The sequence below is a fragment of the Micromonospora sp. USAFONa4 genome (assembly GCF_057197825.1).
This window is the reverse complement of the sequence record NZ_CM170072.1, coordinates 3,521,678-3,547,783: the sequence shown is the minus strand read 5'-3', so window position 1 is coordinate 3,547,783 and position 26,106 is coordinate 3,521,678. Positions and strand designations below refer to the sequence as shown.

Here is a 26,106-nt window from a genome sequence, read left to right as displayed (position 1 = left end):
CATTCTCCCGGACCCGCCCGCACCGCATCGGCAGGGTTGCCGGCTGGCTATGGTGATCACCCTGCTGAGCCGACTGACGGGAATGAGGAAGAGTGTCCAGACTTACCGGCAGGGTCGCCCTGGTCACCGGTGGTAGCCGCGGTATCGGTGCCGCCGTCGTACGCCGGCTGGCCGAGGACGGAGCCCACGTCGCGTTCACCTACCGCGGCGCGGAGGAGAGCGCGAAGGCCGTCGTCGCCGACATCACGTCGTACGGCCGCACCGGCCTGGCCATCCGGGCCGACAGCGCCGACGGTACGGCGATCGTCGACGCGGTCGAGCGGACCGTCGCCGAGCTGGGGCGGCTGGACATCCTGGTCAACAACGCCGGGGTGTTCTCGGCCGGGCCGATCGGACAGGTCGGCCTCGACGATCTCGACCGGGCCATCGCCGTCAACGTGCGCGGGGTGTTCCTCGCCACCCAGGCGGCGGTACGCCACATGCGCGACGGCGGGCGGATCGTCAACGTCGGCAGCAGCTTCGCCAGCCGCGTACCGGTTCCCGGGGTGAGCGTCTACGCCATGACCAAGACCGCCGTCAACGGCCTGACCAGGGCGCTCGCCCGCGAACTCGGCCCCCGCGGGATCACCGTCAACCTGGTCCTGCCCGGCTCCACCGACACCGACATGAACCGGGCGGACAGCGCCGGCGCGGACGCCCAGCGGTCACACATCGCCCTCGGCCGCTACGGCACGCCGGAGGACGTGGCGGCGACGGTCAGCCACCTGGTGGGCGAGGGCGGCCGGCACATCACCGGCGCGTCGATCGCCATCGACGGCGGCGCCACCGCCTGATCCGACGGCCGGATGCGAGACCCGGACGAACGGCGGAACTCAGCGTGCGGGCCCAGGCCGGGGACTTCGACGAACTGCTCGACAAGAGCACGTACCGGTCGTGAGACTCGCCGACTACCTGGTCGACACCAGTGCGCTGGTCCGGCTGCTGCGCGACCCCGACACCCAGGCCCGATGGGAGCAGCCACTCACGGCCGGCCTGCTCGCGGTCTGCCCGCTTGTCGAACTGGAGTTCCTGTATTCGGCCCGCTCGCTGGCCGACCGCAGATGGCTGGGGGACCGGCTTCGGACAGTGTTCAACTGGGTGAGCATGCCGGACCGGACCTACGAGCGGGCGGCCGAGATCCAGGAGCAGGTCACCGCTCGGGGTACCCACCGGTCTGCCGGAGCCGTCGATCTGCTGATCGCGGCGACGGCCGAGTACCAGGGCCTCTCCCTGCTGCACTACGACCGCGACTTCGACCAGATCTCCGAGGTCACCGGTCAGCCCGCGCGATGGCTCGCCCCGGCAGGCACGATCAAGTAGGTCCCGGGGCCGACTCATGCCCCGGGACGCAGAACCCGTCGGAAAGGACTGCCCGCCTGGAGGGTCGCGACCGGCTGCCCGGCAAGGCCGCCCGTCCTCGGCGGGCCCGGGTCACCAGGTGGGGCGGGCGGCCGGATCGAGGGCGAGGTTCCGGAGCTGCTGCGGGGTGAGCACGAACCGCCCGTCACGGCTGTGCAGCCCGACCACGATCCAGGTGCCGTCGCGGTGCAGGACGTCAACCCGCCGGTGGTGGAGCACGCCCCCACCCCGCCCTGCGGGCGAGACGGCTGCGGTTTCCCGGACGCGCGCGCCGTCCGGTCCCGCGGAGAGACCGCACGAATCGACCCTCTGCTTCACGCAGTCCATGACGTCGCGGTTCATGCCCGGCTGCGGCTCGGCCAGGGCCAGGACGGACAACTCGTTGCCGAACGCGCCGGCGGGGTCCACCGGATAGGCGCGCACCGAGAACCCGACGTTGCGGAAGTCTTCGGACGCAGATCCGACCGGTGCGTCGCCGGCCGGTCCCGTGGGGAAGACGTCGCCGCGCACCACGGTCGGTTCCACCCACCGGACGCCGGACGCCCGCGCGACGAAGGCCGCCGCCACCGCGTCCCGGTAGCGCTCGGCCGCCTCCGTGGGCAGCCTCTGGTTGCTCTTGCGGTACGGGGGGCGCGAGGCGGCCACCGGGGCCGCCGGCTGCATGTCCGGACGGTCGACCACCAGACCCGCGCCGAGCACCAGCGCCAGCACCCCGCCGGTCGCCGAGGCGTACGCCCCGAGCCGGCGGGTGCGGACCAGCCGGCGCTGCCGCAGGATCACCCCGTCCAGGTCGATCGAGGAGGGTGGCGCGTCGCCGATCGCCGCGTCGAAGATCTCCCGGTACGTCACGCGAACCTCCCCGTGCTCAGGGCCGGCTGGTCAGCGGCCAGCAGGCGTAGCGATTCCAGTGCTCTGGCGGCCTGGCTCTTCACCGTGCCGGTGGTGATGCCGAGGATCTGCGCGGTCTCCTCCACGGAGAGGTCGCAGTAGTAGCGCAGCACCAGCACGGCGCGCCGCCGCTCGGGCAGCTTCCCGAGCAGGTCGAGGAGCAGCTCCCGGTCGGCCAGGTCGGGCTCGGTGTCCGGCGCGGCGTCGTCGGGGACCTCGTCGGTGCTGCGTTCACGCCGCCACGGCCGTCGTCGCTCGTCCAGCCAGGCGCGCGTGAGCACCTGCCGGACGTAGGCGTCGACGTTCTCCGCCGCGCGGACCCGGGTCCAGGCCCGGTAGAGCTTGCCCAGGGTGATGGAGACGAGGTCGTCGGCGGTGTGCCAGTCCCGGCAGAGCAGGTACGCCGTGCGGCGCAGATGCTCCAGCCGGGCCTCGACGAACTGCCGGTACTCGTCCTCGTCGGCCGACTTCACGCGTTCCGCCTTCGTCGCCTCATGCCCAGGGGACGGAGCGCGGGGCCGGGCGGGTTGCCCGGGTCCGCGTCTGCGGATCAGGTGCCCGGCTCAGCGCTCCAGGATCGCGGTCACGCCCTGGCCGCCCGCCGCGCAGATGGAGATCAGGCCCCGGCCGGTGCCCTTCTCGGCGAGCAGCTTCGCCAGGGTCGCCACGATCCGGCCGCCGGTGGCCGCGAACGGGTGCCCCGCCGCCAGCGACGAGCCGTTGACGTTCAGCTTCTCCCGGTCGATGGCGCCGAGCGGGGCGTCCAGGCCCAGCCGGTCCTTGCAGAACTCCGGGGACTCCCAGGCGGCGAGGGTGGCCAGCACCTGCGAGGCGAACGCCTCGTGGATCTCGTAGAAGTCGAAGTCCTGGAGCGTCAGCCCGGCCCGGGTCAGCATCCGCGGCACCGCGTACGCGGGGGCCATCAGCAGCCCCTCGTCGCCGTGCACGAAGTCGACGGCGGCGGTCTCCGACCAGGAGAACCACGCCAGCACGGGCAGGCTGTGCGCGCGGGCCCACTCCTCGCTGGCCAGCAGCACCGTCGAGGCGCCGTCGGTCAGCGGCGACGAGTTGCCGGCCGTCATGGTCGCTGCCCCGGCGTCGGGCCCCTTCGCGCCGAAGACCGGCTTCAGCGAGCCGAGCTTCTCCAGGCTGGTGTCGGGGCGCAGGTTCGCATCGCGGGTCAGCCCGAGGTAGGGGGTCAGCAGGTCGTCGAAGAACCCCCGGTCGTACGCGGCGGCGAGCCGCTGGTGCGAGCGCAGCGCCAGCTCGTCCTGGGCCTGCCGGTCGACCTGCCAGCGCAGCGCCGTGCGGGCGGCGTGCTCCCCCATCGACAGCCCGGTACGCGGCTCCGCGTTGCGCGGGATCTCCGGCTTGAACGGCTGGGTGGGGCGCAGCTTCGCGGCGATCTTCAGCCGCTCGCCGAGGGTGCGGGCGCTGTTGAGCCGGAGCAGCGTGCGGCGCATCTCCTCGTTGACGGCGAGCGGCGCGTCGGAGGTGGTGTCCACGCCGCCGGCGATGCCGACGTCGATCTGCCCGAGGGCGATCTTGTTGGCGACCAGGATGGCCGCCTCCAGCCCCGTGCCGCAGGCCTGCTGGATGTCGTACGCGGGGGTGTGCGGGTCGAGTTTCGAGCCGAGCACCACCTCGCGGGTCAGGTTGAAGTCCTTCGCGTGCTTGAGCACCGCGCCGGCCACCACCTCGCCGACGCGCTGGCCGGCCAGGCCGAACCGGGCGACGAGCCCGTCCAGCGCGGCGCCCAGCATGTCGGCGTTCGACGCGCTGGCGTACCGCGAGTTGGACCGCGCGAAGGGGATGCGGTTGCCGCCGATGACCGCCACCCGCCGGATGCTCTGCACGATCCCGCCTCCTCGAAAGACTTGCCCTCAACCTACTCGCCAGTAGGCTACGCCTATGACCGACAGGTACGCGAGCTTCGTCCGATCGGGGGCCGGCCGCACGCTGGTCAAGCGCCTCGGGCTGCCCGACCCGCCGCGACTGCGCCGGCACACCCCCGGCGATCCCATCGTGCCCGGCCCCGTCCTGCTGGGCGCCGTGACCGGCGGTCGGCTCGCCGAGCCGGCCGGCAAGTTCCTGGCCGCCGCCGGGGTCGAGCTGCGCGATCCCGGCGCCGTGGAGTCCACCGAGCGCTTCGCCGCCCTGGTGTACGACGCCACCGGCATCACCGACTCCACCGGGCTGCGCCAGCTCTACGACTTCTTCCACCCGCGTGCCCGGTCGGTGCTGCCCAGCGGCCGGGTCGTCGTGCTCGGCACCCCGCCCGACGAGTGCGGCTCCCCCCGGGAGGCGACCGCCCAGCGGGCCCTGGAGGGGCTGACCCGCAGCATCGGCAAGGAGTTCGGCCGGGGCGTCACCGCCCAGCTCGTCCACGTCACGAAGGCCCCCGACGCCGGCACCTGGACCAGCCTGGAGGCGACCCTGCGGTTCCTGCTCTCCGGCCGGTCCGCGTACGTCTCCGGGCAGGTGGTCCGGGTCGGCGCCGGCACGGCCGGGGCGCCGGCGGACTGGGACCGCCCGCTGGACGGGCAGGTCGTCCTGGTCACCGGGGCGGCCCGGGGCATCGGCGCGGCGCTGGCCCGGGTGCTGGCCCGCGACGGGGCCCGGGTCGTGGCGCTGGACATCCCGGCGGCCGGGGACGAGCTGGCGGCGGTCGCCAACGAGATCGGCGGCACCGCCGTCCAGCTCGACCTGACCGCCCCCGACGCCCCGCAGCGGCTCGCCGGGCACCTGGCCGAGCGGCACGGGCGGGTCGACGTGGTCGTGCACAACGCCGGGATCACCCGCGACAAGACCCTCGGCCGGATGGACGCCGACCGGTGGGACTCGGTGCTCGACGTCAACCTCTCCAGCCAGGAGCGGATCAACGACGTGCTGCTGGAGCGGGAGCTGATCCCGGCCGGCGGCCGGATCGTCTCGGTCTCCTCGATCGCCGGCATCGCCGGCAACCGGGGTCAGACCAACTACGCCACCAGCAAGGCGGGCGTGATCGGGCTCGTCGAGTCGCTCGCCCCGGCGCTGCGCGAACGGCAGATCAGCGTCAACGCGGTCGCCCCCGGTTTCATCGAGACCCGGCTGACCGCGCGCATCCCGCTGGTGATCCGCGAGGCGGGCCGGCGGATGAACAGCATGTCCCAGGGCGGGCTGCCGGTGGACGTCGCCGAGACCATCGGCTGGCTGGCGTGGCCGGCCTCCGGCGCGGTCAGCGGCAACGTCGTCCGGGTCTGCGGCCAGAGCCTGCTGGGGGCGTGATGGCGAGGAGAGGACAACCGGCGCCGGACCCGGACGACCTGTCGGTGCACGAGCTGATCGACGGCCCGACCGAGATCCTGTCGCAGGACACCCTGGACGCGATCCGCGGGCCGGCGGCGTCCGGCCACGACCTGAGCCTCGAAGAGACCCACGACCTCGCCGCCTCCGCCGCCGAGGCGACGCGGGACCTCTCGGGCGGGGGCCCGGCCGGGACGGGTGCCCGGGAGCGCGTCGAGCTGCCTCGGATGCCGGCGGCCGGGGCGCTCTACCGGCGGGCGCTGCTCGGCGCGCTGCCCGGTCTCGGCGGTGGACGGCGGTCGGCGGGCGTCCCGGCGGTCGAGCTGGCCGTCGGCGGGATCGCCGTCGACCGGACGCACCTCGCCGACTACGACCGGGTCTGCGGGTTCCGGCTCACCGACCGGCTGCCTGCGACGTTCCCGCACGTCATGGGCTTCCCGCTGGCGCTGCGGCTGATGACCGCGCCGGAATTCCCCATCCCGCTGACCGGCGTGGTGCACGTCGGCAACCGGATCACCGTGCACCGCCCAATCACCGCCGACGAGACCCTCGACTTCCGCGCGTACGCCGAGAACCTGCGCCCGCACGACCGGGGGCGGCAGGTCGACGTGGTGCTGGTCGGCTCGGTCGACGGGGCGGAGGTCTGGCGCGGCGTCTCGACGTACCTCGGCAGGGAGGGCAAGCGGGGCGGCGGCGGGCGGCGCGAGCAGGCCGGGCGGCCCGCGACGCCGGCCGGCTCGGCCCGCTGGCGGGTCGATCCCCGCGTCGGTACGGACTACGCGCGGGTCTCCGGCGACCACAACCCGATCCACACCTCCCGCCTCGGCGCGCGGCTGTTCGGCTTCCCCCGGCCGATCGCGCACGGCATGTGGAGCAAGGCCCGCTGCCTGGCCGCACTGGAGAACCGGCTGCCGGACGCCTACACGGTCGAGGTGGCCTTCAAGCTGCCCGTGCCGCTGCCGAGCACGGTGAGCTTCGGCCTGCTGGCGGACGGCGGGTTCGCCCTGCACGACTCGCGCGGCCGACCGCACCTGGCGGGCCTCGTGCGCTGAGGCGCCCCTGCCGAAACTGGGTACGCCCCTGCCGGATCCCGTCCCGGACTTGGCAGGGGCGTTCCCGTGCGCTAAGTTCTTCTCAGATCGAGATGTTCTCAGAATGAGAGAGACATGGTTGACGAGCAGGACTTCCTGGCCGCGTACGACCCCGGGGCCTACCCGTCGGTCGCCGTGACCGTCGACGTGGTGGCGCTGACCATCCGGGACGGCGCGCTGCACCTGCTGCTGATCCGGCGCGGCCAGCCGCCCTTCGAGGGACGGTGGGCGCTGCCCGGCGGCTTCGTCCGCCCCGACGAGGACCTCACCGTCGGCGCCCGACGGGAGCTGGCCGAGGAGACCGGGCTCGGCGGCGAGGGACTGCGCCGCGTACACCTGGAGCAGTTGGGCAGCTACGGCACCCCCGACCGCGACCCGCGCATGCGCGTCGTCTCGGTCGCCCACCTCGCGTTCGCCCCCGACCTGCCCGACCCGGCCGCCGGCACCGACGCCGACGAGGCCGGCTGGCTGCCGGTGACCGCGCTGGCCAACCGGCAGCTCGCCTTCGACCACGGTCGGATCATCGACGACGCGCTGGAGCGGGCCCGGTCCAAGCTGGAATACACCCCGCTCGCCACGCGCTTCCTCGCCGGCGAGTTCACGATCAGCGAGCTGCGCGCCGTCTACGAGACGGTCTGGGGCCACCCGCTGCACGCCGGCAACTTCCACCGCAAGGTGCTCTCGGTGCCGGGCTTCGTCGAGAGCACCGGCACCAGCACCGAGCGCGGCGGCGCCCGGGGCGGCCCCCGCGCCAAGCTCTACCGGGCCGGCGACGCCCGGCTGCTGCACCCGGCGCTGCTGCGCCCCGCCCGGGAGGAGACGGTCCGATGAGGACCGCCGAAGCCATCCGCCTGGTCGAGGCGGCCCGCACCGACGCCGACCTGTTCGGCACGGACCAGCCGGCCCGGCGCTACCGCGAGCTGGTCGCGGCCCTGCACCCCGACCGCCTGCCGGCCGACCCGGCGGTACGCGCCGAGGCCACCGACGCGTTCGTCCAGGTCACCACCCGCTGGCGGGCCCGGCAGGTCACCGTCCTCGGCGCCTACCGACTCGGCACGCCGACCCACTCGGGCGACCTGGCCGACCTCTACGACGTCGGGGCCGACCGGCTGCTCAAGCTGCCCCGGCGACCCACCGACAACGACCTGATGGCCCGCGAGGCGCACGCCCTGCGCACCATCGCCGAGCGCGGCGACCCGCGCTACCTGCCGTACGTGCCCCGGCTGGTCGAGGACTTCCGGCACCTCGACGCCGCGACCGGCGCCGAACGGCGCATCAACGTGCTCGCCACCGCGCCCGGCCTGCACGACCTCGACGAGGTCCGGCGCGCGTACCCGGACGGGCTGGACGCCCGCGACGTGGCCTGGATGTGGCGTCGGCTGCTGGTGGCGCTCGGCCTGGCCCACCAGGCGGGCGTCGTGCACGGCGCGGTCCTGCCGCCGCACGTGCTGATCGAGCCGGAGGCGCACGGCGTGGTGCTTGTCGACTGGTGCTTCTCCGCCCCCGTCGGCGGCACGATCCCCGCGCTGGTGCCCGGCTACGACGACTGGTACCCGCCCGAGGTCTACCGGAAGCGGCCCTGCGGGCCGGGCAGCGACATCATGATGGCCACCCGCTGCATGACCTGGCTGATGAACCGCCACGCGCCGCGCGAGCTGCTCACCTTCGCGCAGGGCTGCCGGCAGCGGTTCCTGCGCGACCGGCCCGACGACGCCTGGCGCCTGCTCGGCGAACTGGACGAGGTGCTGGACCGGCTCTACGGGCCACGCACCTTCCGACCCTTCACCCTCAACCCCTAAGGAGCTGTCATGGGCAGTGGAATGTGGTCCACCGACGTGTACGACGCCGCCGACCGCTACCGCCGGAAGACCGGCAAGAGCGCGTTCTCCTACAGCGACAGCGGGGCGCGCAAGGTGCACCCCGCGCTCGACCCGCGCGACGCGACGCGCGAGAGCCGCGACTCCGACGAGCACCCCCGCTCGACACCCATCGCGGTGCTCTTCGACGTCACCGGCTCGATGCGCAACGTGCCGCGCGTCCTGCAGACCAAGCTGCCGCAGCTGCTCGGGCTGCTGCAACGGCAGGGCTACGCCAGCGACCCGCAGATCATGTTCGGCGCGATCGGCGACGCCACCTGCGACCGGGTGCCGTTGCAGGTCGGCCAGTTCGAGTCGGACAACCGGATGGACGACGACCTCGGCCGGATCGTGCTGGAGGGCGGCGGCGGCGGGCAGATGACCGAGTCGTACGAGCTGGCCATGTACTTCATGGCCCGGCACACCGTGACCGACTCCTGGGAGAAGCGCGGCCGGCGCGGCTACCTGTTCATCATCGGCGACGAGCTGGCGTACCCGCAGGTGAAGGCCCGGGAGGTGGCCCGCCTGACCGGCGACGACCTGCGCGAGGACGTGCCGCTGCGGCAGGTCGTCGACGAGGTGACGCGCCGCTGGGACACCTACTACCTGCTCCCCGCCGGCAGCCACTACGCCGGCAACGCCAAGGTGCTCGACTTCTGGCGGGACCTGCTCGGGCAGAACGCCGTCGTGCTGGACGACCTCGACGCGGTCTGCGAGACCATCGCGCTCACCATCGGCCTCGGCGAACAGGCCATCGACCTGGACGAGGGCCTGCGCGACCTCGACCGCGCCGGCTCGGGCGCCACCGGCACCGTCTCCAAGGCGCTGGCCCGCCTGCGCGGGGGGCGGCGTGCCGAGGTGTCGACGCTGCCCGCGTTCCGCGACACCGGCGGCGAGGTGACCCGGCTGTGAACCACGTGACGGCGGTCGGCGGCGGCTCCGGCCGCCGCTGCGGCAGCGGGCAGGGCTCCGGCGGCGGCTGCGGGGAGGTCCGGTGAGCGGGCACGTCGCCGTGGTGGACCTCGGCTACGGCGATGCCGGCAAGGGCACGGTCGTGGACTGGCTCTGCGCCACCCGGCCCGTGCACACCGTGGTCCGCTTCAACGGGGGCGCGCAGGCGGCACACAACGTCGTGCTGCGCGACGGCCGGCACCACACGTTCGCGCAGTTCGGCGCCGGCACGTTCCACCCCGACGTCCGTACGCACCTGTCGCGGCACGTGGTGGTGGACCCGCTGGCGCTGGCCGCCGAGGCCGACCACCTCGCCTCGGTCGGGGTGCCCGACGCGCTCGACCGGCTGACCGTCGACGGGGAGGCGCTGCTCGCCACCCCGTACCACCGGGCCGCGAACCGGGCCCGGGAGATCGCCCGGGGAGCCGACCGGCACGGCTCCTGCGGGCTCGGGGTGGGCGAGACCGTCGCGTACGGTCTCGCCCACCCCGACGAGGCGCCCCGGGTGGCCGACTGCGGCGACCCGGGGCTGCTGCGGCGGCGGCTGACCGTCCTGCGGGGCCGGCTGACCGCCGAGCTGGGCCCGCTGGACGCGCCGCCCGTCGACGACTGCCTGCCCGCGTTCACCGGCTTCGCCGGGCGGGTCGCGATCGTCGACCGGAGCTGGCTGGCCGGGGCGCTGCGGGCCGGCACCTGCGTCTTCGAGGGCGCGCAGGGGGTGCTGCTCGACGAGTGGCACGGCTTCCATCCGTACACGACGTGGAGCACCACCACCTTCGCCAACGTCGACGGCCTGCTCGCCGAGGCGGGCCAGCCCGGCGACGTCACCCGGATCGGGGTGCTGCGCGTGGTCACCACCCGGCACGGGCCCGGCCCGCTGGTGACCGAGGACCCGGCCCTGCCGCTGGCCGACCCGCACAACCCGACGAACCCGTGGCAGGGCCGGTTCCGGTTCGGCCACTTCGACGCGGTCGCCCACCGGTACGCCCTCGCCGCCGCCGGCGGGGTCGACGGCCTGGCGCTCACCCACCTCGACCTCGCCGGCCCCGGGCTGCGGATCTGCCGCCGCTACGACACCACCGACCAGCTCACCCCGGGCCCGCCCGGCGACCTGGACCGGCAGGCCGCGCTCACCGCCCGCCTGCTGCGCGCCCGCCCCGTGTACGACGACGCCCCGCCGCCCGACTGGACGGCGGCCGTGCAGAAGGAGCTGGGCGCGCCCGTGGTACTGACCTCCCGGGGCCCCACCGCCGACGACAAGACCCCGCACGGCCCGCTGCTCGCCCCGCGCCCCCTCGCGCCGGCCAGAACGCCCGCCGGGGCGTCGGTGTGACGCCGGGCCGCGCCGGAGTCCCGAGCGGGTCGATCCGGCGACTCGACCACCGGGCGGGTCGCATCCGGCGAGCATGGGAGGCATGGAGTCCGTGCTCGACCTGCTCCGGCAGCTGGTCGCCTCACCGTGGGTGTACCTGCTGATCTTCGGGCTCACCGCGGTCGACGCGTTCTTCCCCGCCGTACCCGGCGAGACGGCCGTGATCACCGCCGCGGTGCTCGCCACCGGCGGCAACCCCGACCTGGGGTGGGTGATCGTCGCCGCCGCGCTGGGGGCGTGCGTCGGCGACCACGTCTCGTACGCCATCGGGCGCGGCGGCGGCGCGAGCCGGCTCGCCCGCTTCCCTGCGGACAGCCGGCGTCGGGCCAGCTCCGAGTGGGCCCGGCGGGCGGTGCACCAGCGCGGCGGGCTGATCCTGACCACGTCCCGGTACGTCCCCGGTGGCCGGACGGCGGTCACCCTCACCATGGGCGCGGTCCGCTACCCGATCCGGTCGTTCCTGCTCTTCGACGCCATCGCGGCGGTGAGCTGGGCGCTCTACTGCACCCTGCTGGGCTACTTCGGCGGGCTGGCCTTCGAACGCGACCCGGTCAAGGGCATCCTCGCCGGCGTGGGCCTCTCGCTGGCGGTCACCCTGCTGCTGGAGTCCGCCCGCTGGCTGCACCACCGCAGGCGGCGCGCCACATCTCGCCGTTGAACGCGCGACCGTGGAGCCGCCGCCGCTCAGCCGGGGGTGACCCGTGGGTGCCAGGTGACGCCGTGCAGGAGTTGACCGGCGCCGAGCCAGGCGACGTTCATCATCCGGGTGGCGGTCTTCTCCGGGTCGGCCTCCGGGTGGTCGGCGAGCCAGTCCGCCAGCGACTCGGTCGCCCCCACCAGGGCGTACGCGACGACCTCCAGGTCGGTCTCGCCCACCTCGCGCCCCTCGGCGCGCAGCGCGTGGTCGAGCATCCCGGCGACCACCTCGACCAGCCGGGCCCGCATGCCGGCCAGCTCGCCGGCGAAGGGCTGCTCGCCCCGGGCCTGCCGGTAGAGCACCGCCCATCCGTCGCGGTGCGCCCCGACGAAGCCGAAGAAGGCGCGCAGCCCGCGCCAGAGCCGCTCGTCGGCCGGCAACTCGGGGGCGGCCGCCCCGGCGATGGCCTGCATCATCCGGGTGCCCTCCCGGTGCAGGCAGGCGACGAAGAGTTCTTCCTTCGTGCCGAGGTACGCGTAGACCATGGGCTTGGAGATGCCGGCGTCCTCGGCGATCTCGTCCATGCTGGCCGCGTGGAAGCCCCTGCGTGAGAACACTTTCACGGCCGCGTCGAGCATCTGCTGCTCGCGTACGGCGCGGGGGAGGCGCTTGAAGGTGGGTGGGGTGGACACCTTGCGAGCATACCTACTCGCCCGTAAGGTTACGCACGAGTAGCCAATACCCGGAAGGTGCAGCCCCATGACTGACTTCGACCCGGCCAACTTCGCGAACGTCGGCCCCAAGGAGTTCGCCCAGCTGGTCAAGTCCACCCCGGACGACAAGATCGCCGAGGTGATGTCCGGCGACCTGCGCGGCAAGATCCTCGGCGAGGTCTTCGGCCGGATGCCGCAGCTCTTCCGCGCCGACCGGGCCGGCTCGACCAACGCGGTCATCCACTGGAACATCACCGGCCGTCCCGACGGGGGCACCGACACCTACGAGGTGGTCGTCGCCGACGGCACGTGCACCGTCAACGAGACCCCGCAGCACGACCCGAAGCTCAGCCTCACGATGGGCCCGGTCGAGTTCCTGAAGATCGTCTCCGGTGGCGCGAACCCCGTCATGATGTTCATGACCGGCAAGCTCAAGGCCAAGGGCGACCTGGGCCTGGCCGCCAACATCGCCAACCTGTTCGACATCCCCAAGGCCTGACATGGCCGAGTTCTCGCTCGACCTGAACGAGGAACAGCGGGATCTGCGCGACTGGGTGCACGGCTTCGCCGCCGAGGTCGTGCGCCCGGCCGCGGCCGAGTGGGACGCCCGGGAGGAGACCCCCTGGCCGATCATCCAGGAGGCGGCGAAGGTCGGCCTCTACGGCTTCGAGTTCCTCGCCACCTGCTGGGCCGACCCCACCGGCCTCTCCCTCCCGATCGCCAGCGAGGAACTCTTCTGGGGTGACGCCGGCATCGGGCTGGGCATCTTCGGCACCTCCCTCGCGGTGGCCGCGATCTACGGCGCCGGCACCCCCGACCAGATGGTCGAATGGGTGCCGCAGTGCTTCGGCACCGTCGACGAGCCGGCCGTCGCCGCGTTCTGCACCACCGAGCCCGAGGCCGGCTCCGACGTCGGCGCGATGCGCACCCGCGCCGTCTACGACGAGGCGACCGACGAGTGGGTGCTGAGCGGCCAGAAGGCGTACGCCACCAACGGCGGGATCGCCGGGGTGCACGTGGTCACCGCCTCGGTCGACCCGACGCTCGGCTCCCGCGGGCAGGCGGCGTTCGTCGTACCGCCGGGCACCGCCGGCCTGGCCGCGACCCGCAAGCTGCGCAAGCTGGGCCTGCGCGCGTCGCACACCGCCGACGTCTTCCTCGACGACGTACGCGTGCCCGGGCGCTGCCTGCTCGGCGGCCGGGACGCCCTGCTCGAACGGCTCGACCGGGCCCGCTCCGGCAAACGCGTCTCGGGCCAGGCCGCGATGCGCACCTTCGAACTCTCCCGACCCACCGTCGGCGCGCAGGCGCTGGGTGTGGCCCGGGCCGCCTACGAGTACGCCCTGGACTACGCGAAGGAGCGGGTCCAGTTCGGCCGCCCGATCATCGAGAACCAGGCGGTCGCGTTCACGCTGGCCGACATGAAGATGGAGATCGACGCAGCCCGGCTGCTGGTCTGGCGGGCGTCCTGGATGGGCCGCAACAACCGGCCCTTCACGGCCGGCGAGGGCTCGATGTCCAAGCTGAAGGCCGGTGAGGTGGCCGTCTCCGTCACCGACAGGGCCGTGCAACTGCTCGGCGGGGCCGGCTTCCTGCGGGACCACCCGGTCGAGCGCTGGTACCGGGACGCCAAGATCTACACCATCTTCGAGGGCACCTCCGAGATCCAGCGGCTGGTCATCTCCCGGGCCATCTCCGGCGTCCAGATCCGCTGACCGACCGCCGGCGCGGTCGCCGTCCAGGGCCGCACCAGGCCCGGGCGTCCGCCGCGCCCGTACCGCTGCGCGCTCGATCTCCAGATCGCCCGCGTGGGGTCCCCGGCCCGGGGGCCCCACGCGCACCGCACGAGGAGGCCGACATGGACCTGCCGTTCGTCGTCGCCACCCTGACCCGACGTGGGCTGCTCGCCCCCGGCCGACCGGTCCGCGTCGCCTCGCAGCTCCAGGCGCTGCGCAGGTGGGGCTGGAACATCGCCGGCGAGCTGCGCCAGGCCGCCGCCCGCGACCCCGACCGGGCGGCCGTCGTCGACGAGCAGGGCACCGCCCTGACGTACGCCGAACTGCTCGACCGGTCGGAGCGGCTGGCCGGGGGAATGCGGACGGCGCTGGGGGTGCGACCCGGGGACCGGGTCGGCGTGCTCTGCCGCAACCACCACGGCCTGGTCGAGACGATCGTGGCCGCCACCCTGCTCGGCGCGGACGCGGTGCTGGTCAACACCGGGCTCTCCGCCGGACAGCTCGCCACCGTCGCACAGGAGCAGCGGCTGCGGGCGCTGGCGCACGACGCCGAGTTCGCCGACCGGGTCGCCAACCTCCCCGCCGAGGTGCAACGGCTCGACGAGCGCGCCCGGGAGGCGCTCGTCGCCGGCGCGGTCCCCGGCGAGCTGCGTCCCCCCGAGCGCGACGGCCGGACCATCGTGCTCACCTCCGGCACCACCGGCGCACCCAAGGGCGCCCGGCGCCCCACCCCGAACGGGTTCGGCCCGCTGGTCTCCATCATCGACCGGATCCCGCTGCACGCCCGGGACACCGTCATGATCGCCGCGCCGCTCTTCCACACCTGGGGCTACGCGGCCCTCCAGGTCTGCTTCGCCCTGCGGGCCACGGTCGTGCTGCACCGCCGGTTCGACCCGGCCGCCACGGTGGCCGCCCTCGTGGCGCAGCGCTGCGACGCGCTCTTCGCCGTGCCGGTGATGCTGCAACGGCTGCTGGAGGTGCCGCCGCCGGACCCCCGTCCCCCGCTGAAGGTGGTCGCGGTCAGCGGTTCCGCGCTGCCGGGCGGCCTCGCCCTGCGGTTCATGGACGTCTACGGCGACGTACTGCACAACCTCTACGGCTCCACCGAGGTTTCCTGGGCGTCCATCGCCGGCCCCGCCGACCTGCGCGCGGCTCCGACCACCGCCGGCCGCCCGCCGCACGGCACCCGGCTGGCGATCCTCGACGCGGCCGGCGAGCCGGTGCCGGCCGGGCAGGTCGGCCGGATCTTCGTCGGCAACGAGATGCTCTTCGAGGGCTACACCTCCGGGGCGGTCCGGGAGCACCGCGGCGGCCTGCTCGACACCGGCGACCTGGGGCGGCTCGACGCCGACGGGCTGCTCTTCGTCGACGGCCGGGCCGACGACATGATCGTCTCCGGCGGGGAGAACGTCTTCCCGGCCGAGGTGGAGGACCTGATCGCCCGGCTGCCGCAGGTACGCGAGGCCGCCGTGATCGGCGTACCGGACCAGGAGTACGGCCAGCGCCTCGCCGCCTTCCTCGCCCTGCACCCCGGCGAGACGCTCGACCCGGAGGCGGTCCGCGAATACGTCCGGCACTACCTGGCCCGGTTCTCCGTACCCCGGGACGTGGTCTTCGTGAAGTACCTGCCCCGCAACGCCACGGGCAAGGTGCTGGCCCGCGAGCTGCGCCGCTACTACGGCTGACCGTTCCCCGGCCGTTACTGCCCGGATGCCCGGCCGCCCCTAGGCTGACGGCACCATGATCGGCTCCGGACCGCGCCGCCGTGCCCGGCATCGCCACCATCCCCGTCACCGCCAGCCGGGACCACGGAGGGCACCGCTGCTGCTGGTCGAAGCGGCGACCCTGCTCTCCAACACCGGCAACGGCGTGGCGAACGTGGCCCTGCCCTGGCTGGTGCTGGAACGCACCGGCAGCCCCACCGCCGCCGGCGTGGTCGCGGCAGCCACCGCCCTGCCGCTGCTGCTGTCCGGCCTCGTCTCCGGCACCGTCGTGGACCTGCTCGGCCGGCGGCGCACGGCACTGGTCTCCGACACGCTCTCCGCCGTCTCGGTCGCCGCGATCCCGGTGGTCGACGCGCTGCTCGGGCTGAACCTCGGCTGGATCGTGGCGCTGGCCGTGCTCGGCGCGGTGTTCGACCCGGCCGGCCTGACCGCCCGGGAGACGCTGCTGCCGGCCGCCGCGCAGGCCGCCGGCTGGCGGATCGAACGCGCCAACGGGGTGCACGAGGCGGTCTGGGGGCTCGCCTTCCTGATCGGGCCCGGCGTCGGCGGCATCCTCATCGCCGCGATCGGCCCCGGCTCGACCCTCTGGGTCACCGCCGCCGGGTTCGCGCTGGCCGTCGCGATGATCGCCGCCGTCCGGCTGCCCGGGGCCGGCCGCCCCGAACGTCCCCCGTCCGGGCTGTGGCGCGGCACCGTCGAGGGGCTGCGGTTCGTCTGGCGGGACAAGCTGCTGCGGACCATCGCGCTGCTCACGATGGTGCTGGCGGCGCTCTACCTGCCGGTCGAGGGCGTGCTGCTGCCGGCGTGGTTCGTCGGCCGGGGAGAGCCGGCCCGGCTCGGCGCGCTGCTCATGGCGATGAGCGCCGGCGGAGTCGTCGGGGCGCTCGCCTCCGGCATGGCGGGCCGGCTGATCCGGCGCCACACCCTGATGGTGATCTCCCTCGTCGTCATCGGGCTGGCCCTCGTGGGGCTGGCCACCCTGCCGCCGTTCCCCGCCATGATCGGCTTCGCCGTCGCGATCGGGCTCGCGTACGGGCCCGTCAACCCGCTGTCCAACTACGCCATGCAGACCCGCACGCCCGAACGGTTGCGCGGGCGCGTGGTCGGGGTGATGACCTCGTTCGCGTACGCCGCCGGCCCGGCGGGCTACCTGCTCGCCGGGCCGCTGGTCGGATGGGTCGGGCTGCGTACCGCCTTCCTGGTGCTGGCCGGGACGCTGCTGGTGGCGACGCTGGCCGCCGCGCCGCTGCCGGCGCTGCGGGCGCTGGACGAGCCGCCCCGCTACCCGCCCGCCCCGCCCGGCGGCCCGGGCGAACGGGTGGAGGAACTCGTGCCGCTCAACGGCCAGTACGCCTCCGCGACGCGCCGGGACACGCCCCGCGTACAGGGGCGAGTCCGGGTCGAGGGACTGTGGACGCCCGCCGCGCACCGGGACACGCCCGTACGGGGGTGACGGCACCGGGTCAGGGATGCAGCGTCAGCCCGGGCGCAGCGGTTCCAGCCGCGCCCCGACGTACTCGCGGTAGCCCTCGATGTCGGCAGGCAATCCCGCCACCTCCTCGCCTCACCGCTCAACCGGAGGCGAGGCTGGTGGAGGTTGCCCGGTCAGCCCGGAATGCTGATCCGACCCTCGACGGCGGCGGAGGCGATGTCGGTGCGGTGGTGCGAGCCGGCCAGCTCCACCCCGGCGACCAGCGCGTACGCGGCGTCCCGGGCGGCGGGCAGGTCGGCGCCGGTGGCGGTGGCGCAGAGCACCCGGCCGCCGGAGGAGAGCAACGCCCCGTCGGCGCCCCGTCGGGTGCCGGCGTGGACGATCCCCGGCCCCTCGCCCCCGGTGATCACGTCGCCGGTACGCGGGGCGGCCGGGTAGCCCTCGGCGGCCACCACGACCGTGACGGCGGCGCCGTCGCGCCAGCGCAGCGGCGGGTGCGCGGCCAGCGTGCCGGTCGCGGCGGCGTGCAGCAGCCCGGCCAGCGGCGTCTCCAGCAGCGCCAGCACCACCTGCGTCTCCGGGTCGCCGAAGCGGGCGTTGAACTCGATCACCCGGGGGCCGTCGGCGGTGATCGCCAGCCCGACGTAGAGCAGACCCGCGAACGGGGTGCCCCGCCGGGCCATCTCCGCCAGGGTCGGGTGGACGACGTCGCGCATGACCTCGTCGACCAGGCCGGCGGGTGCCCAGGGCAGCGGCGCGTACGCCCCCATGCCGCCGGTGTTCGGGCCGGTGTCGCCGTCGCCGACCCGCTTGAAGTCCTGCGCCGGCAGCAGCGGCACCGCCGCCTCGCCGTCGGTGACCACGAAGAGCGAGACCTCCGGGCCGGCGAGGTATTCCTCGACGACGACCCGGCCGCACTCCTCGGCGTGCCGCAGCGCGGCGGCGCGGTCGTCGGTCACCACGACGCCCTTACCGGCGGCGAGCCCGTCGTTCTTCACCACGTACGGCGCGCCGAACTCGTCCAGCGCCCTGCCGGTGCTCTCCGCGTCCGTGCAGGTGTACGCGCGGGCGGTCGGTACGCCTGCGGCGGTCATCACGTCCTTGGCGAACGTCTTCGAGCCCTCCAGCCGGGCGGCCTCGGCGGACGGCCCGAACGCGGGGATCCCCTTGGCGCGTACGGCGTCGGCGACCCCGGCCACCAGCGGCGCCTCCGGCCCGATCACCACCAGGTCGACCCCGGTCTCCACCGCCAGCGCGGCAACGCCCGCCGGATCACACGGATCGACGGCCCGCACCGAGGCGAGCGAAGCGATGCCGGGGTTGCCCGGCGCCGCAATCAGCTGCTCGACGGCCGGATCCGCAGCCAACCCGAGCGCGAGCGCATGCTCCCGCCCCCCACCACCAAGAAGAAGAACCCGCACACCGGCATCCTACTGACCCCCACCCCCGGCCCCGTTGATCATGAAGTTTGCGTCCCAATTCCGCCTCAGGACGGGCCAGAACCTCTTGATCACGCCGAGCGGGTGGGTCAGTGGGGGTGTAGGGCCGCTTTGACCGTGTTCGGGATGTAGTCGGGACGCAGCGTGTCGGCCCAGGTGAAGCGGAGGACCCGCCAACCGGCGTTGACCAGCCGGTTCTGCCGCGCCCGGTCCTCGAAGACCGCCCCGGGCATGTGGTGGGACGCCTGTCCGTCGGCCTCGGCGATCACCCGCGCCGCCCGCCAACCGAGGTCGCCGATGCCGAGCAGGTAGCCGTCCCCGTCGCGGACCTCCAACTGAAGTACGTCGGGCGGTACGCGACCGTCGACGCACCGCAGCCTCGTCCGGGTCTCCAGCGGGGACTGCGCCCGCCCGTCGGCCTCAGCCAGGTGACGGCGGGCCGCGACGGCTCCCCTACGGCCCTCGAGAAGGGCCGGCATCCCGGCCAGGTCGGACTCGGTGACGACCCGCCGATTCAGCGCGGAGTCGAGTACGCACACCGCCGAGTAACGGTCCACCCGGAGGATGACATCGGCCAACGTTCGCAGCGGGGTGGTCACGGGCATCCCGGCGACCTCGCCCACGGCGTGAGGATCGATGGTGAGCTGGTGCACCACGACGTCAGAGTCGGTGATCCGCTGTGGGCGTGGCCGGTTCGGCGGCAGGGACACGTGGATGGCGGGCGTCGGACGGAGCCCGGCGATCCGATGCAGCTCAGCGGCGGTGTCGAGAACGACGACTGCACCCGGCCCGAGGATGGCGACCGCAGCCCGGACGCGGGCTCTACGCAGTGCCGCAGGGCTCAACTCGGGGGCCGGCACGAAGCAGCCCCTCGCCACCCGGAGCCAACGGCCCGAGCGACACAGGTGCCGGATCTGGCTCCGGCTGAAGCCGGCAGACAACGCTTGGGCGGCCGTCACCATCCCGTCCTGGCGACCGGCGATGCGGCGGAGAACATCGACACTCATCCCACCACGATGACGGCCCGCCCGCACTCCGCACCGCCCCTGTGGACAACCCTGCCCCTCCTGTGAACACGCCCAACCTCTCCACGTTGATCAAGAGGTTTTTGTCCTGATCCGGCCTGGGTCCGGACGCAAACCTCTTGATCAACGCGCAGGCCGTCGGGGAGCCGGGTGGGGGTGGGGTTAGGGGAGGAGGGGGTGGCGGAGGACGTTTTCTTCGCGGCCCGGGCCCACGCCCACGACACTCACCCTGGTGCCGCAGAGTTCCTCGATGCGGGCGACGTAGCGGCGGGCGTTCTCCGGGAGCTCGTCCTCGGTCCTCGCCTTGGTGATGTCCTCCCACCAGCCGTCGAGCTCCTCGTAGATCGGAGTCGCGTGGTGGAAGTCGGTCTGGGTCATCGGCATGTCGTCGAAGCGCTCGCCGTTGATCTCGTACCCGACGCAGATCGGCACCTTCGGCAGGCCGGTGAGCACGTCCAGCTTGGTGACGACCAGGTCGGTGACGCCGTTGAGGCGGCAGGCGTACCGGGCGACGACGGCGTCGAACCAGCCGCAGCGGCGCTCCCGGCCGGTGGTGGTGCCGTACTCGTGGCCGATCTTCCGCAGGTGCTGCCCGTTGTCGTCGAACAGCTCCGTCGGGAACGGCCCGCTGCCGACGCGCGTCGTGTACGCCTTGCTGACCGCGATCACCTTGCTGATCGCCGTCGGCGGGATGCCGGCGCCCACGCAGGCCCCGCCGGCCGTCGGGTTCGACGAGGTCACGAAGGGGTACGTGCCGTGGTCCATGTCGAGCATGGTGGCCTGGGCGCCCTCCAGCAGGACCGTCTCGCCGCGGTCCAGCGCGTCCCAGAGCATGACCCGGGTCTCGGCGATGTACGGCTTGAGCCGCTCCGCGTACCGCAGGTATTCCTCGACGGTCTCCTCGACGTCGATCGCCTTGCGGTTGTAGATCTTGAACAGGAGCTGGTTCTTCTCGCGCAGCGCCAGTTCCAGCTTCTTGCGCAGGATGCCCGGGTCGAGCAGGTCCTGCAGCCGGATGCCCATCCGGGCGACCTTGTCCCCGTACGCGGGGCCGATGCCCCGGCCCGTGGTGCCGATGCGGGAGCTGCCGAGGTAGCGCTCGACGACCCGGTCGAGGGCCCGGTGGTGCGGCATGATCAGGTGCGCGTCGCCGGAGATCCGCAGGCGGCTGACGTCGACACCGCGCTCGGCGAGCCCGTCGATCTCGGCCAGCAGCACCTTCGGGTCGACCACGACACCGTTGCCGATGACGATCATCGCGCTCGGGGAGAGCGCGCCCGACGGCATCAGGTGCAGCGCGTACTTCTGGCCGTCCGGCGTGATCACCGTGTGGCCGGCGTTGTTGCCGCCGGAGTAGCGCACGACGTAGTCGACCCGCCCACCCAGCAGGTCGGTAACCTTGCCCTTGCCCTCGTCGCCCCACTGGGCACCGAGGAGCACGATCGCTGGCATCTCTTCGCCTCCAGAAGGCTCGGGTGCCAGGTGGCGACCGGTCAGCGAGCCCGGGGTGTCAGGCTAACAAGTAGTGGCGGCGCGGCCGGCAGGGGTCGCGTCGGGAGGCAGGAGGCCTTTCCGTGTACGACGTGGTGCTGCTCACCCTCGGCTCGGAGCGCGACGCGTCCGGCGGGGCCTGCGGCAGCGGCGGCTGCTGCGGCGCGGCGCCGCAGGAGGGGGCCGGCCCGACCGCCGCCGGCGCATCCGACGGCACGACGACCGACGCCGGCGCCCCCGCCAGCGGCACGACCGACGCCGGCGCCCCGGCCAGCGGCACGACGGCCAGCCGCGCGTCGGCCGACGCCTGCGCCCCCGCCGGTGGCGCGACGGCCGACGCCTGCGCGGCCGGTGACGCGACGGCCGACGGGCGCTGCGACACCCCGCGGGTGCCGGTGCTGGCCTGCGCCGACGCGCTCACCGCCCGGGGCGCCCGCGTCGAGACGGTCACCGCCCGCTCCGACGCCGAGATCGACCAGGTGCTGGCCCGGTTCGACGGCCCGCCCCGCCCGGACGGCCTCACCTGGCCCGATCCGGACTCCAAGGCCCGGCTCGTGGTCGCCGCGGCCAGCGACGCCCAGTTGCGCGCCGTCGTGCGCCGGCTCGTCCGCCGGTACGCCCCACCGCCCAGCCGCCGCCCCGACGACCTGCCCGGCAACCGGACGGTGCCGGACCTGCCGCCGATCGGCGTACTCCCGCTCGATCCGGCAGGGAGCACGGCGCACGGTGACCTGGCGGCGCAGCTCGGGCTGCCCCGCGACCCGGCGGCGGTGGCCGCCGCGGTGCTGGACGGCACGCCCCGCCGGCTCGACCTGCTGCGCAACGACGGCGGCTCGGTGACCCTGGACGGCGCGCTCCTCGGCGCCGCCGACGACAGCGGCCGGCCGCTGCACTGGCGCGGGCGGGTGGAGGTGGACGACGCCGTGCTCTCGAACGGCGACGATCCGCTGCTGGCCTGCGCGATCGGCAACGCGGGCGGGTACGCCCGGCTCGACGACGTGGCCCTGCTCGGCGACCCGGACCCGACGGACGGGCTGGTCGAGGTGGCGGTCGCCGTTCCCGTGGTGACCCGCTCGGCGTTGGGCAGGAAGCGGGTCCGGCTGGAGGTACGACGCGCCCGGGGGCGGGCCGTGGCCGTGCTGCCCCGCGAGGGAAAGGTCCCGTTCCTCGACGACGGTGCCGAGGGCGAGCTGAGCCGGAAGCGGTCCTGGTGGATCGAGCCGGGTGCCTGGGCGGTCTGGGCGGGCTGACCTCGGCGTCCCCGGCGCGACCGACGCGGCCGGCCCGCGACGGCCGGCCCGGCGCGGTCACTGGGCCTATCCTCGGCAGGAGGAATGGGGAGGAACCGTGGTGGACGAGAACGTCGACCGGGTCCACGGGCCCGGCCAGCAGCCGATGCCGGAGCGGGACATCGAACCACTCTGGCCCCCGGAGCAGATCGACGGCACCGACACACCGCCCTGGGCGTCGACCGCCGCGCCCCCGTCCCCGGTCCCGCCCCAGGGCCGGCCGGGTCACCCGCCCTCGCCGGCCGACTACCCGTCCCTGCACGGGGTGCCGCTCCCCGATGCGGGGGCGACCGCCCCGCAGGGCGTGAACACCGGCTGGGCGTCGCCACCACCCGCACTTCCGGGCCATCCCCCGGCCGCAGTCCCGGGGCCCTCACCGGCCACAGTCCCAGGGCCGCCACCGGCTGCGATCCCAGGGCCTCCGCCCACCGCAGTTCCGGGGCCTCCGCCCACTGCGATCCCGGGGCCTCCACCGGCCGTGGCTCCTGGGCCTCCGCATGCCGCCGCCTTGGGCCATCCAACGACCGGGGTGTCGGCCCGTCCACCGGTCGAGGCATCTGGTCCCCCACCGGGCACGGCGTCGGGATGGGGGCCGGACGCCTCGGCCTGGGCACCGCCGACGCCCACCGCGCAGGTCACACCGGCCACCCCGAACGCCCCCACAGGCCCGACGGTCCCGCCGAGCCCGAGCCCAGGCCCGAGCCCGACCGCAGGCCCGGGCCCGACGACCCCAGGTCCGAGCCCGACGGACCGAGGCCCGAGCCTGGGCCCGGGCCTCGGCGCGGTCGATGCGCCTGCCACCGGCCCTGCCGGCGACCGCATGGCGGTCGGGGCGGGCAGAGGTCCGTCGGTGGCCGCCGGAGGTGGCGTACCGGCTCCTCGGGCTCCGCAGACCGGTCCCGCCCCGGTCGACCTCGACATGCCATTCAGCCTCGACCAGCCGGCCGTACCCGTTCCGGTGGCGTCCCCGCAGCCCGTCGGCACCGCCCGGACCGACACGGCACCGGCCAACTCGACTCGTCCCAGCGGTCCGGGCGAGCCGGCCCAGGGGTTCGCCAAGCGGCACGACGGTGCCTCGCCGGACGCCACGGCCGGCGCCTTCCCGGGTGGTCGGCCGTCGCCCCACGACACGGCGCCCGGCCCCGGCGGATCCGCCGGAGCTGACGGCCCCCACCGGACCGGCGACGCCCCGACGGCCGGCACGCCGACTACGGGCGGGAACGGGACCGGCGGCCCGCCGAACGGGAGCACCAGCAGCCCTGCGAATGGGAGTACCGGCGGGCGGACGGATGACGGTGTCGGCGGCCCGGCGAAGGGCAGTGCCGGCGGCCCGGCGGATGACGGTCCCGACGGCCCGACGAACGGCAGTGCCGGCGGTTCGGCGAAGGGCAGTGCCGGCGGTTCGACGAACGGCAGTGCCGGCGGTTCGACGAACGGGGGTGCCGGCGGGGCGGCGACGGGCGGCGGTCAGGCCAACGGCGGGGTGCGGATGCCGGCCGAGTCGCCGTGGGCGCAGCCGCCGCAGCGGCCCGCCCCGGCGGTCGTCGAGCCCGGACCGGGAGCCGGCGTGACCGATCCGGCGCCCACGCACCAGGGCGCCACGCTCCGACCGACCCTCCACCACCAGCAACCGGCCCAGCCAGGCACGGCCGACCAGGCCCTCCCCCCGCCGGGTCCGGCCGACCAGGGCCCACTCCGGCAGGCCCCGCCCCAGGCGGGTGCGCCCCAGGTGCCGTTCCCGCGCGATTCGGCTGGGCAGGGCGTGCCGGTAGGCCCCGCGCCAAACCCCGGGCGCGACCCGGCGACGCCACACCAGAGCTTCGTAGCCGACCCGGCGACGCCACAGCAGGACTTCGGGGCCGACCCGGCGACGGCACAGCAGGGCCTGGGACCGGACCATGCGGCGGCACAGCAGGACTTCGGGGCCGACCCGGCGGCGGTACAGCAATCCGCACCGCCCGGGCCTTACCCGCCGCAGCAGGGCGGCCCCTACCCGGCGCAGCAGGCCGGTCCGCCGGGGCCGTACCCGCCGCAGCAGGGCGCGACGCCGCCCGGGCCGTACCCGCCCGGCTGGTATCCGCCGCCCTGGCAGCAGGCCGCCCCGGGGGGCCACGCCCCGACTCCGCAGCAGGCGTACCAGCCGGCGGAGGGGGTCGTCGCGGTGCCGCCGGCACAGCCCGACCCGAACTGGCGCCCGGCGATCACCGACCCGCCGACGGCCGAGGACTTCGCGCGCCGCCGGCAGGTCCGGCCCGCCGACCCGGTGGCCACGATGGGCGTACGGGCGGTGGCCAACCGGATGGGGCTGCGGCTGCCGCCCGGGCGGCACGAGCAGGAGATGCGGCGGGACATCGAGACGGTACGCCGCAACTTCGGCGGGCTGCGCCAGGTGACCGTGGTGAACCCGAAGGGCGGGGCCGGCAAGACGGTGGCCATCCTGCTGCTGGCGATGACGTTCGGCCAGAAGCGCGGCGGCTACGTGCTGGCCTGGGACAACAACGAGACCCAGGGCACCCTCGGGATGCGCGCCCAGCAGGACTTCCACTCCCGTACGGTGCGGGACATGCTGCGGGACCTGGGCCAGTTCCAGGGCGCGCACGGGCGGGTCGGCGACCTGTCGCAGTACGTCCGCTCGCAGGGCGAGGGGATGTTCGACGTGCTCGCCTCGGACGAGTCGGCCACGGGTGGCGAGATGCTCACCGCCGCCGCCTTCGCCGAGATCCGCGAGGTGGTCAGCCGGTTCTACAAGTTGATCTTCGTGGACACGGGCAACAACGTCCGGGCCCAGAACTGGCAGGCCGCCATGGACGCCACCGACCAGTTGGTGGTCACCATGTCGGCCCGCAACGACTCGGCGGAGACGGCCGCCCGGATGCTGGACCACCTGGAGCAGAGCGGCCGGCAGCGGCTGGTACGGCAGGCGGTCACCGTGGTCTCCATGCCGCCGTCGCGCAAGGAGATCGACCTGCCGGCGATCCAGGAGCACTTCGCGGCGCGCACCCGGGCGGTGCTGCTCGCGCCGTACGAGCGGCTCATCGACACCGGCGAGCCGATCCGGTACGGGGGGCTCTCCGCGGCCGCCCGGGACGCCTGGTTGAAGATCGCCGCCGCCGTCGCGGAGGGGCTGTAGGCCCTCGCACCGCCGGTGAGCGACCGCGTCGGCGCAGTCCATCGCCACGCTCCGGGCGCGGCGGAATGGTGGGTTCGGGCGAGCCGACGGCCGGCGGGACTGACGCCGCGCCGGCCGTCGGCTCGGACGTCAGTTGCTCGCGAGCGCGTCTGCGGCGGCCGGGTCGCAGTCGCGGAGGAACTGGGCGCAGCGGGCCGCCTCGTCCGCCTCGCCGATCTCGTCGGCGGCCCGGGACAGCACGTAGAGGCAGCGCAGGAAGCCCTGGTTCGGCTCGTGCGACCACGGCACCGGACCGAATCCCTTCCAGCCGCTGCGGCGCAGCTGGTCCAGGCCCCGGTGGTAGCCGGTGCGCGCGTAGGCGTACGCCGGGATGACCTGGCCGGCGGCGAGAGCCCGCGCGGCCAGCGCACCCCAGCCGGCGCTGTAGGTCGGGAAGCGCGCCGCCACCTGGGCGTGCGCCTCGTCGCTGCCGGCCTGCTCGGCGGCGGCCAGGGCGGCGTCGGCCTCGTCGTGCGCGGGGAGGAGAGTGGCCGGTGGTTCCGGCAACAGGTTCTGCATCGCCCCATTCAACCCGCTTCGCACCTGGGCGCGCGAGGGGGTTGGGCGAGCCGCCTGGCTGAACGGCTGAGGAGTTGGTCACGCCTGCGGC

Annotated in this window: 23 protein-coding genes and 1 pseudogene; 15 read left to right on the top strand and 9 right to left on the bottom strand. The window is 74.5% G+C overall.

The genetic code is table 11. The annotated features are described in order from the left end of the window. The first annotated feature begins 92 nt into the window (after positions 1-92). Both AC0OO9_RS15580 and AC0OO9_RS15575 read left to right on the top strand, forming a co-directional pair. Entirely contained in the window at positions 93-833 is a 741-nt protein-coding gene (locus tag AC0OO9_RS15580) for an SDR family NAD(P)-dependent oxidoreductase (RefSeq protein ID WP_484517784.1), read from the top strand. Positions 834-933: 100 nt separating this feature from the next. Further along, complete coding sequence (locus AC0OO9_RS15575; RefSeq protein WP_484517783.1) at positions 934-1,359, top strand: PIN domain-containing protein; 426 nt, start codon at positions 934-936, stop codon at positions 1,357-1,359. 111 nt (positions 1,360-1,470) lie between these two features. Here AC0OO9_RS15575 and AC0OO9_RS15570 read toward each other — a convergent pair whose 3' ends face one another. The 3 genes from AC0OO9_RS15570 to AC0OO9_RS15560 all read right to left on the bottom strand — a co-directional run bounded on the left by AC0OO9_RS15570 (position 1,471) and on the right by AC0OO9_RS15560 (position 4,142). Beyond that, positions 1,471-2,247: a hypothetical protein gene (locus AC0OO9_RS15570; RefSeq protein WP_484517782.1), complete on the bottom strand. Its 777-nt coding sequence runs from the start codon at positions 2,245-2,247 to the stop codon at positions 1,471-1,473. Beyond that, positions 2,244-2,759 carry a SigE family RNA polymerase sigma factor gene (locus AC0OO9_RS15565; RefSeq protein WP_151455565.1) on the bottom strand — a complete coding sequence of 172 codons (516 nt, stop codon included), beginning with the start codon at positions 2,757-2,759 and terminating at the stop codon, positions 2,244-2,246. Before AC0OO9_RS15565 ends, AC0OO9_RS15570 begins: the two co-directional genes overlap by 4 nt. A 90-nt stretch (positions 2,760-2,849) precedes the next feature. After that, positions 2,850-4,142 (bottom strand): acetyl-CoA C-acetyltransferase, encoded by a 1,293-nt coding sequence (locus tag AC0OO9_RS15560; protein ID WP_484517781.1) that lies wholly within the window; start codon positions 4,140-4,142, stop codon positions 2,850-2,852. 55 nt (positions 4,143-4,197) lie between these two features. On the opposite strand from AC0OO9_RS15560, the gene AC0OO9_RS15555 reads away from it, so the two are divergent. The 7 genes from AC0OO9_RS15555 (at position 4,198) to AC0OO9_RS15525 (ending at position 11,499) form a co-directional block, all read left to right on the top strand. Further along, the gene (locus tag AC0OO9_RS15555) at positions 4,198-5,553 is read left to right on the top strand and encodes a 3-oxoacyl-ACP reductase (protein WP_484517780.1); all 1,356 of its coding nucleotides are present in this window, start codon (positions 4,198-4,200) and stop codon (positions 5,551-5,553) included. A gap of 245 nt (positions 5,554-5,798) precedes the next feature. Next, entirely contained in the window at positions 5,799-6,623 is an 825-nt protein-coding gene (locus tag AC0OO9_RS15550; RefSeq protein ID WP_484517960.1) for a MaoC/PaaZ C-terminal domain-containing protein, read from the top strand. Positions 6,624-6,737: 114 nt separating this feature from the next. Beyond that, positions 6,738-7,493, top strand: a complete 756-nt coding sequence (locus AC0OO9_RS15545; RefSeq protein WP_484517779.1) for an NUDIX hydrolase — start codon at positions 6,738-6,740, stop codon at positions 7,491-7,493. Further along, entirely contained in the window at positions 7,490-8,461 is a 972-nt protein-coding gene (locus tag AC0OO9_RS15540; RefSeq protein WP_484517778.1) for a serine/threonine protein kinase, read from the top strand. Before AC0OO9_RS15545 ends, AC0OO9_RS15540 begins: the two co-directional genes overlap by 4 nt. A 9-nt stretch (positions 8,462-8,470) precedes the next feature. Continuing rightward, complete coding sequence (locus tag AC0OO9_RS15535; RefSeq protein ID WP_132235172.1) at positions 8,471-9,430, top strand: hypothetical protein; 960 nt, start codon at positions 8,471-8,473, stop codon at positions 9,428-9,430. Between the two features lie 82 nt (positions 9,431-9,512). Further along, on the top strand, positions 9,513-10,802 hold the full coding sequence (locus tag AC0OO9_RS15530) for an adenylosuccinate synthetase (protein ID WP_484517777.1): 1,290 nt from the start codon (positions 9,513-9,515) through the stop codon (positions 10,800-10,802). 82 nt (positions 10,803-10,884) lie between these two features. Then, positions 10,885-11,499, top strand: a complete 615-nt coding sequence (locus AC0OO9_RS15525; protein WP_484517776.1) for a DedA family protein — start codon at positions 10,885-10,887, stop codon at positions 11,497-11,499. A gap of 26 nt (positions 11,500-11,525) precedes the next feature. On the opposite strand, the gene AC0OO9_RS15520 is transcribed toward AC0OO9_RS15525, so the two are convergent. Beyond that, on the bottom strand, positions 11,526-12,170 hold the full coding sequence (locus AC0OO9_RS15520; protein WP_151455556.1) for a TetR/AcrR family transcriptional regulator: 645 nt from the start codon (positions 12,168-12,170) through the stop codon (positions 11,526-11,528). A gap of 67 nt (positions 12,171-12,237) precedes the next feature. Here AC0OO9_RS15520 and AC0OO9_RS15515 point away from each other — a divergent pair, with 67 nt between their 5' ends. The 4 genes from AC0OO9_RS15515 to AC0OO9_RS15500 all read left to right on the top strand — a co-directional run bounded on the left by AC0OO9_RS15515 (position 12,238) and on the right by AC0OO9_RS15500 (position 17,104). Then, positions 12,238-12,690, top strand: a complete 453-nt coding sequence (locus tag AC0OO9_RS15515) for an SCP2 sterol-binding domain-containing protein (protein WP_132235180.1) — start codon at positions 12,238-12,240, stop codon at positions 12,688-12,690. A 1-nt stretch (position 12,691) separates the two neighbouring features. Then, on the top strand, positions 12,692-13,906 hold the full coding sequence (locus tag AC0OO9_RS15510) for an acyl-CoA dehydrogenase family protein (protein WP_484517775.1): 1,215 nt from the start codon (positions 12,692-12,694) through the stop codon (positions 13,904-13,906). Between the two features lie 143 nt (positions 13,907-14,049). Further along, positions 14,050-15,612 carry an AMP-binding protein gene (locus AC0OO9_RS15505; protein ID WP_484517774.1) on the top strand — a complete coding sequence of 521 codons (1,563 nt, stop codon included), beginning with the start codon at positions 14,050-14,052 and terminating at the stop codon, positions 15,610-15,612. A 55-nt stretch (positions 15,613-15,667) separates the two neighbouring features. After that, positions 15,668-17,104, top strand: a complete 1,437-nt coding sequence (locus AC0OO9_RS15500) for an MFS transporter (RefSeq protein ID WP_484517773.1) — start codon at positions 15,668-15,670, stop codon at positions 17,102-17,104. 152 nt (positions 17,105-17,256) lie between these two features. On the opposite strand, the gene purD is transcribed toward AC0OO9_RS15500, so the two are convergent. The 4 genes and pseudogenes from purD to AC0OO9_RS15480 all read right to left on the bottom strand — a co-directional run bounded on the left by purD (position 17,257) and on the right by AC0OO9_RS15480 (position 20,999). Next, positions 17,257-18,504 carry a phosphoribosylamine--glycine ligase gene (gene purD / locus AC0OO9_RS15495; RefSeq protein WP_484517772.1) on the bottom strand — a complete coding sequence of 416 codons (1,248 nt, stop codon included), beginning with the start codon at positions 18,502-18,504 and terminating at the stop codon, positions 17,257-17,259. Between the two features lie 107 nt (positions 18,505-18,611). Then, positions 18,612-19,178: a DUF559 domain-containing protein gene (locus tag AC0OO9_RS15490; RefSeq protein ID WP_484517959.1), complete on the bottom strand. Its 567-nt coding sequence runs from the start codon at positions 19,176-19,178 to the stop codon at positions 18,612-18,614. Between the two features lie 222 nt (positions 19,179-19,400). Next, a pseudogene (locus AC0OO9_RS15485) lies at positions 19,401-19,529 on the bottom strand (type IV toxin-antitoxin system AbiEi family antitoxin domain-containing protein); the annotation flags it as partial. A 180-nt stretch (positions 19,530-19,709) separates the two neighbouring features. After that, complete coding sequence (locus AC0OO9_RS15480; protein WP_327030141.1) at positions 19,710-20,999, bottom strand: adenylosuccinate synthase; 1,290 nt, start codon at positions 20,997-20,999, stop codon at positions 19,710-19,712. Between the two features lie 122 nt (positions 21,000-21,121). Here AC0OO9_RS15480 and AC0OO9_RS15475 point away from each other — a divergent pair, with 122 nt between their 5' ends. Both AC0OO9_RS15475 and AC0OO9_RS15470 read left to right on the top strand, forming a co-directional pair. Next, positions 21,122-22,288 carry a diacylglycerol kinase family protein gene (locus AC0OO9_RS15475; protein WP_484517771.1) on the top strand — a complete coding sequence of 389 codons (1,167 nt, stop codon included), beginning with the start codon at positions 21,122-21,124 and terminating at the stop codon, positions 22,286-22,288. A 1,528-nt stretch (positions 22,289-23,816) separates the two neighbouring features. Next, on the top strand, positions 23,817-25,457 hold the full coding sequence (locus tag AC0OO9_RS15470) for a MinD/ParA family ATP-binding protein (protein ID WP_484517770.1): 1,641 nt from the start codon (positions 23,817-23,819) through the stop codon (positions 25,455-25,457). Positions 25,458-25,586: 129 nt separating this feature from the next. On the opposite strand, the gene AC0OO9_RS15465 is transcribed toward AC0OO9_RS15470, so the two are convergent. Continuing rightward, entirely contained in the window at positions 25,587-26,015 is a 429-nt protein-coding gene (locus tag AC0OO9_RS15465; protein WP_484517769.1) for a DUF3151 domain-containing protein, read from the bottom strand. Positions 26,016-26,106: the final 91 nt, after the last annotated feature.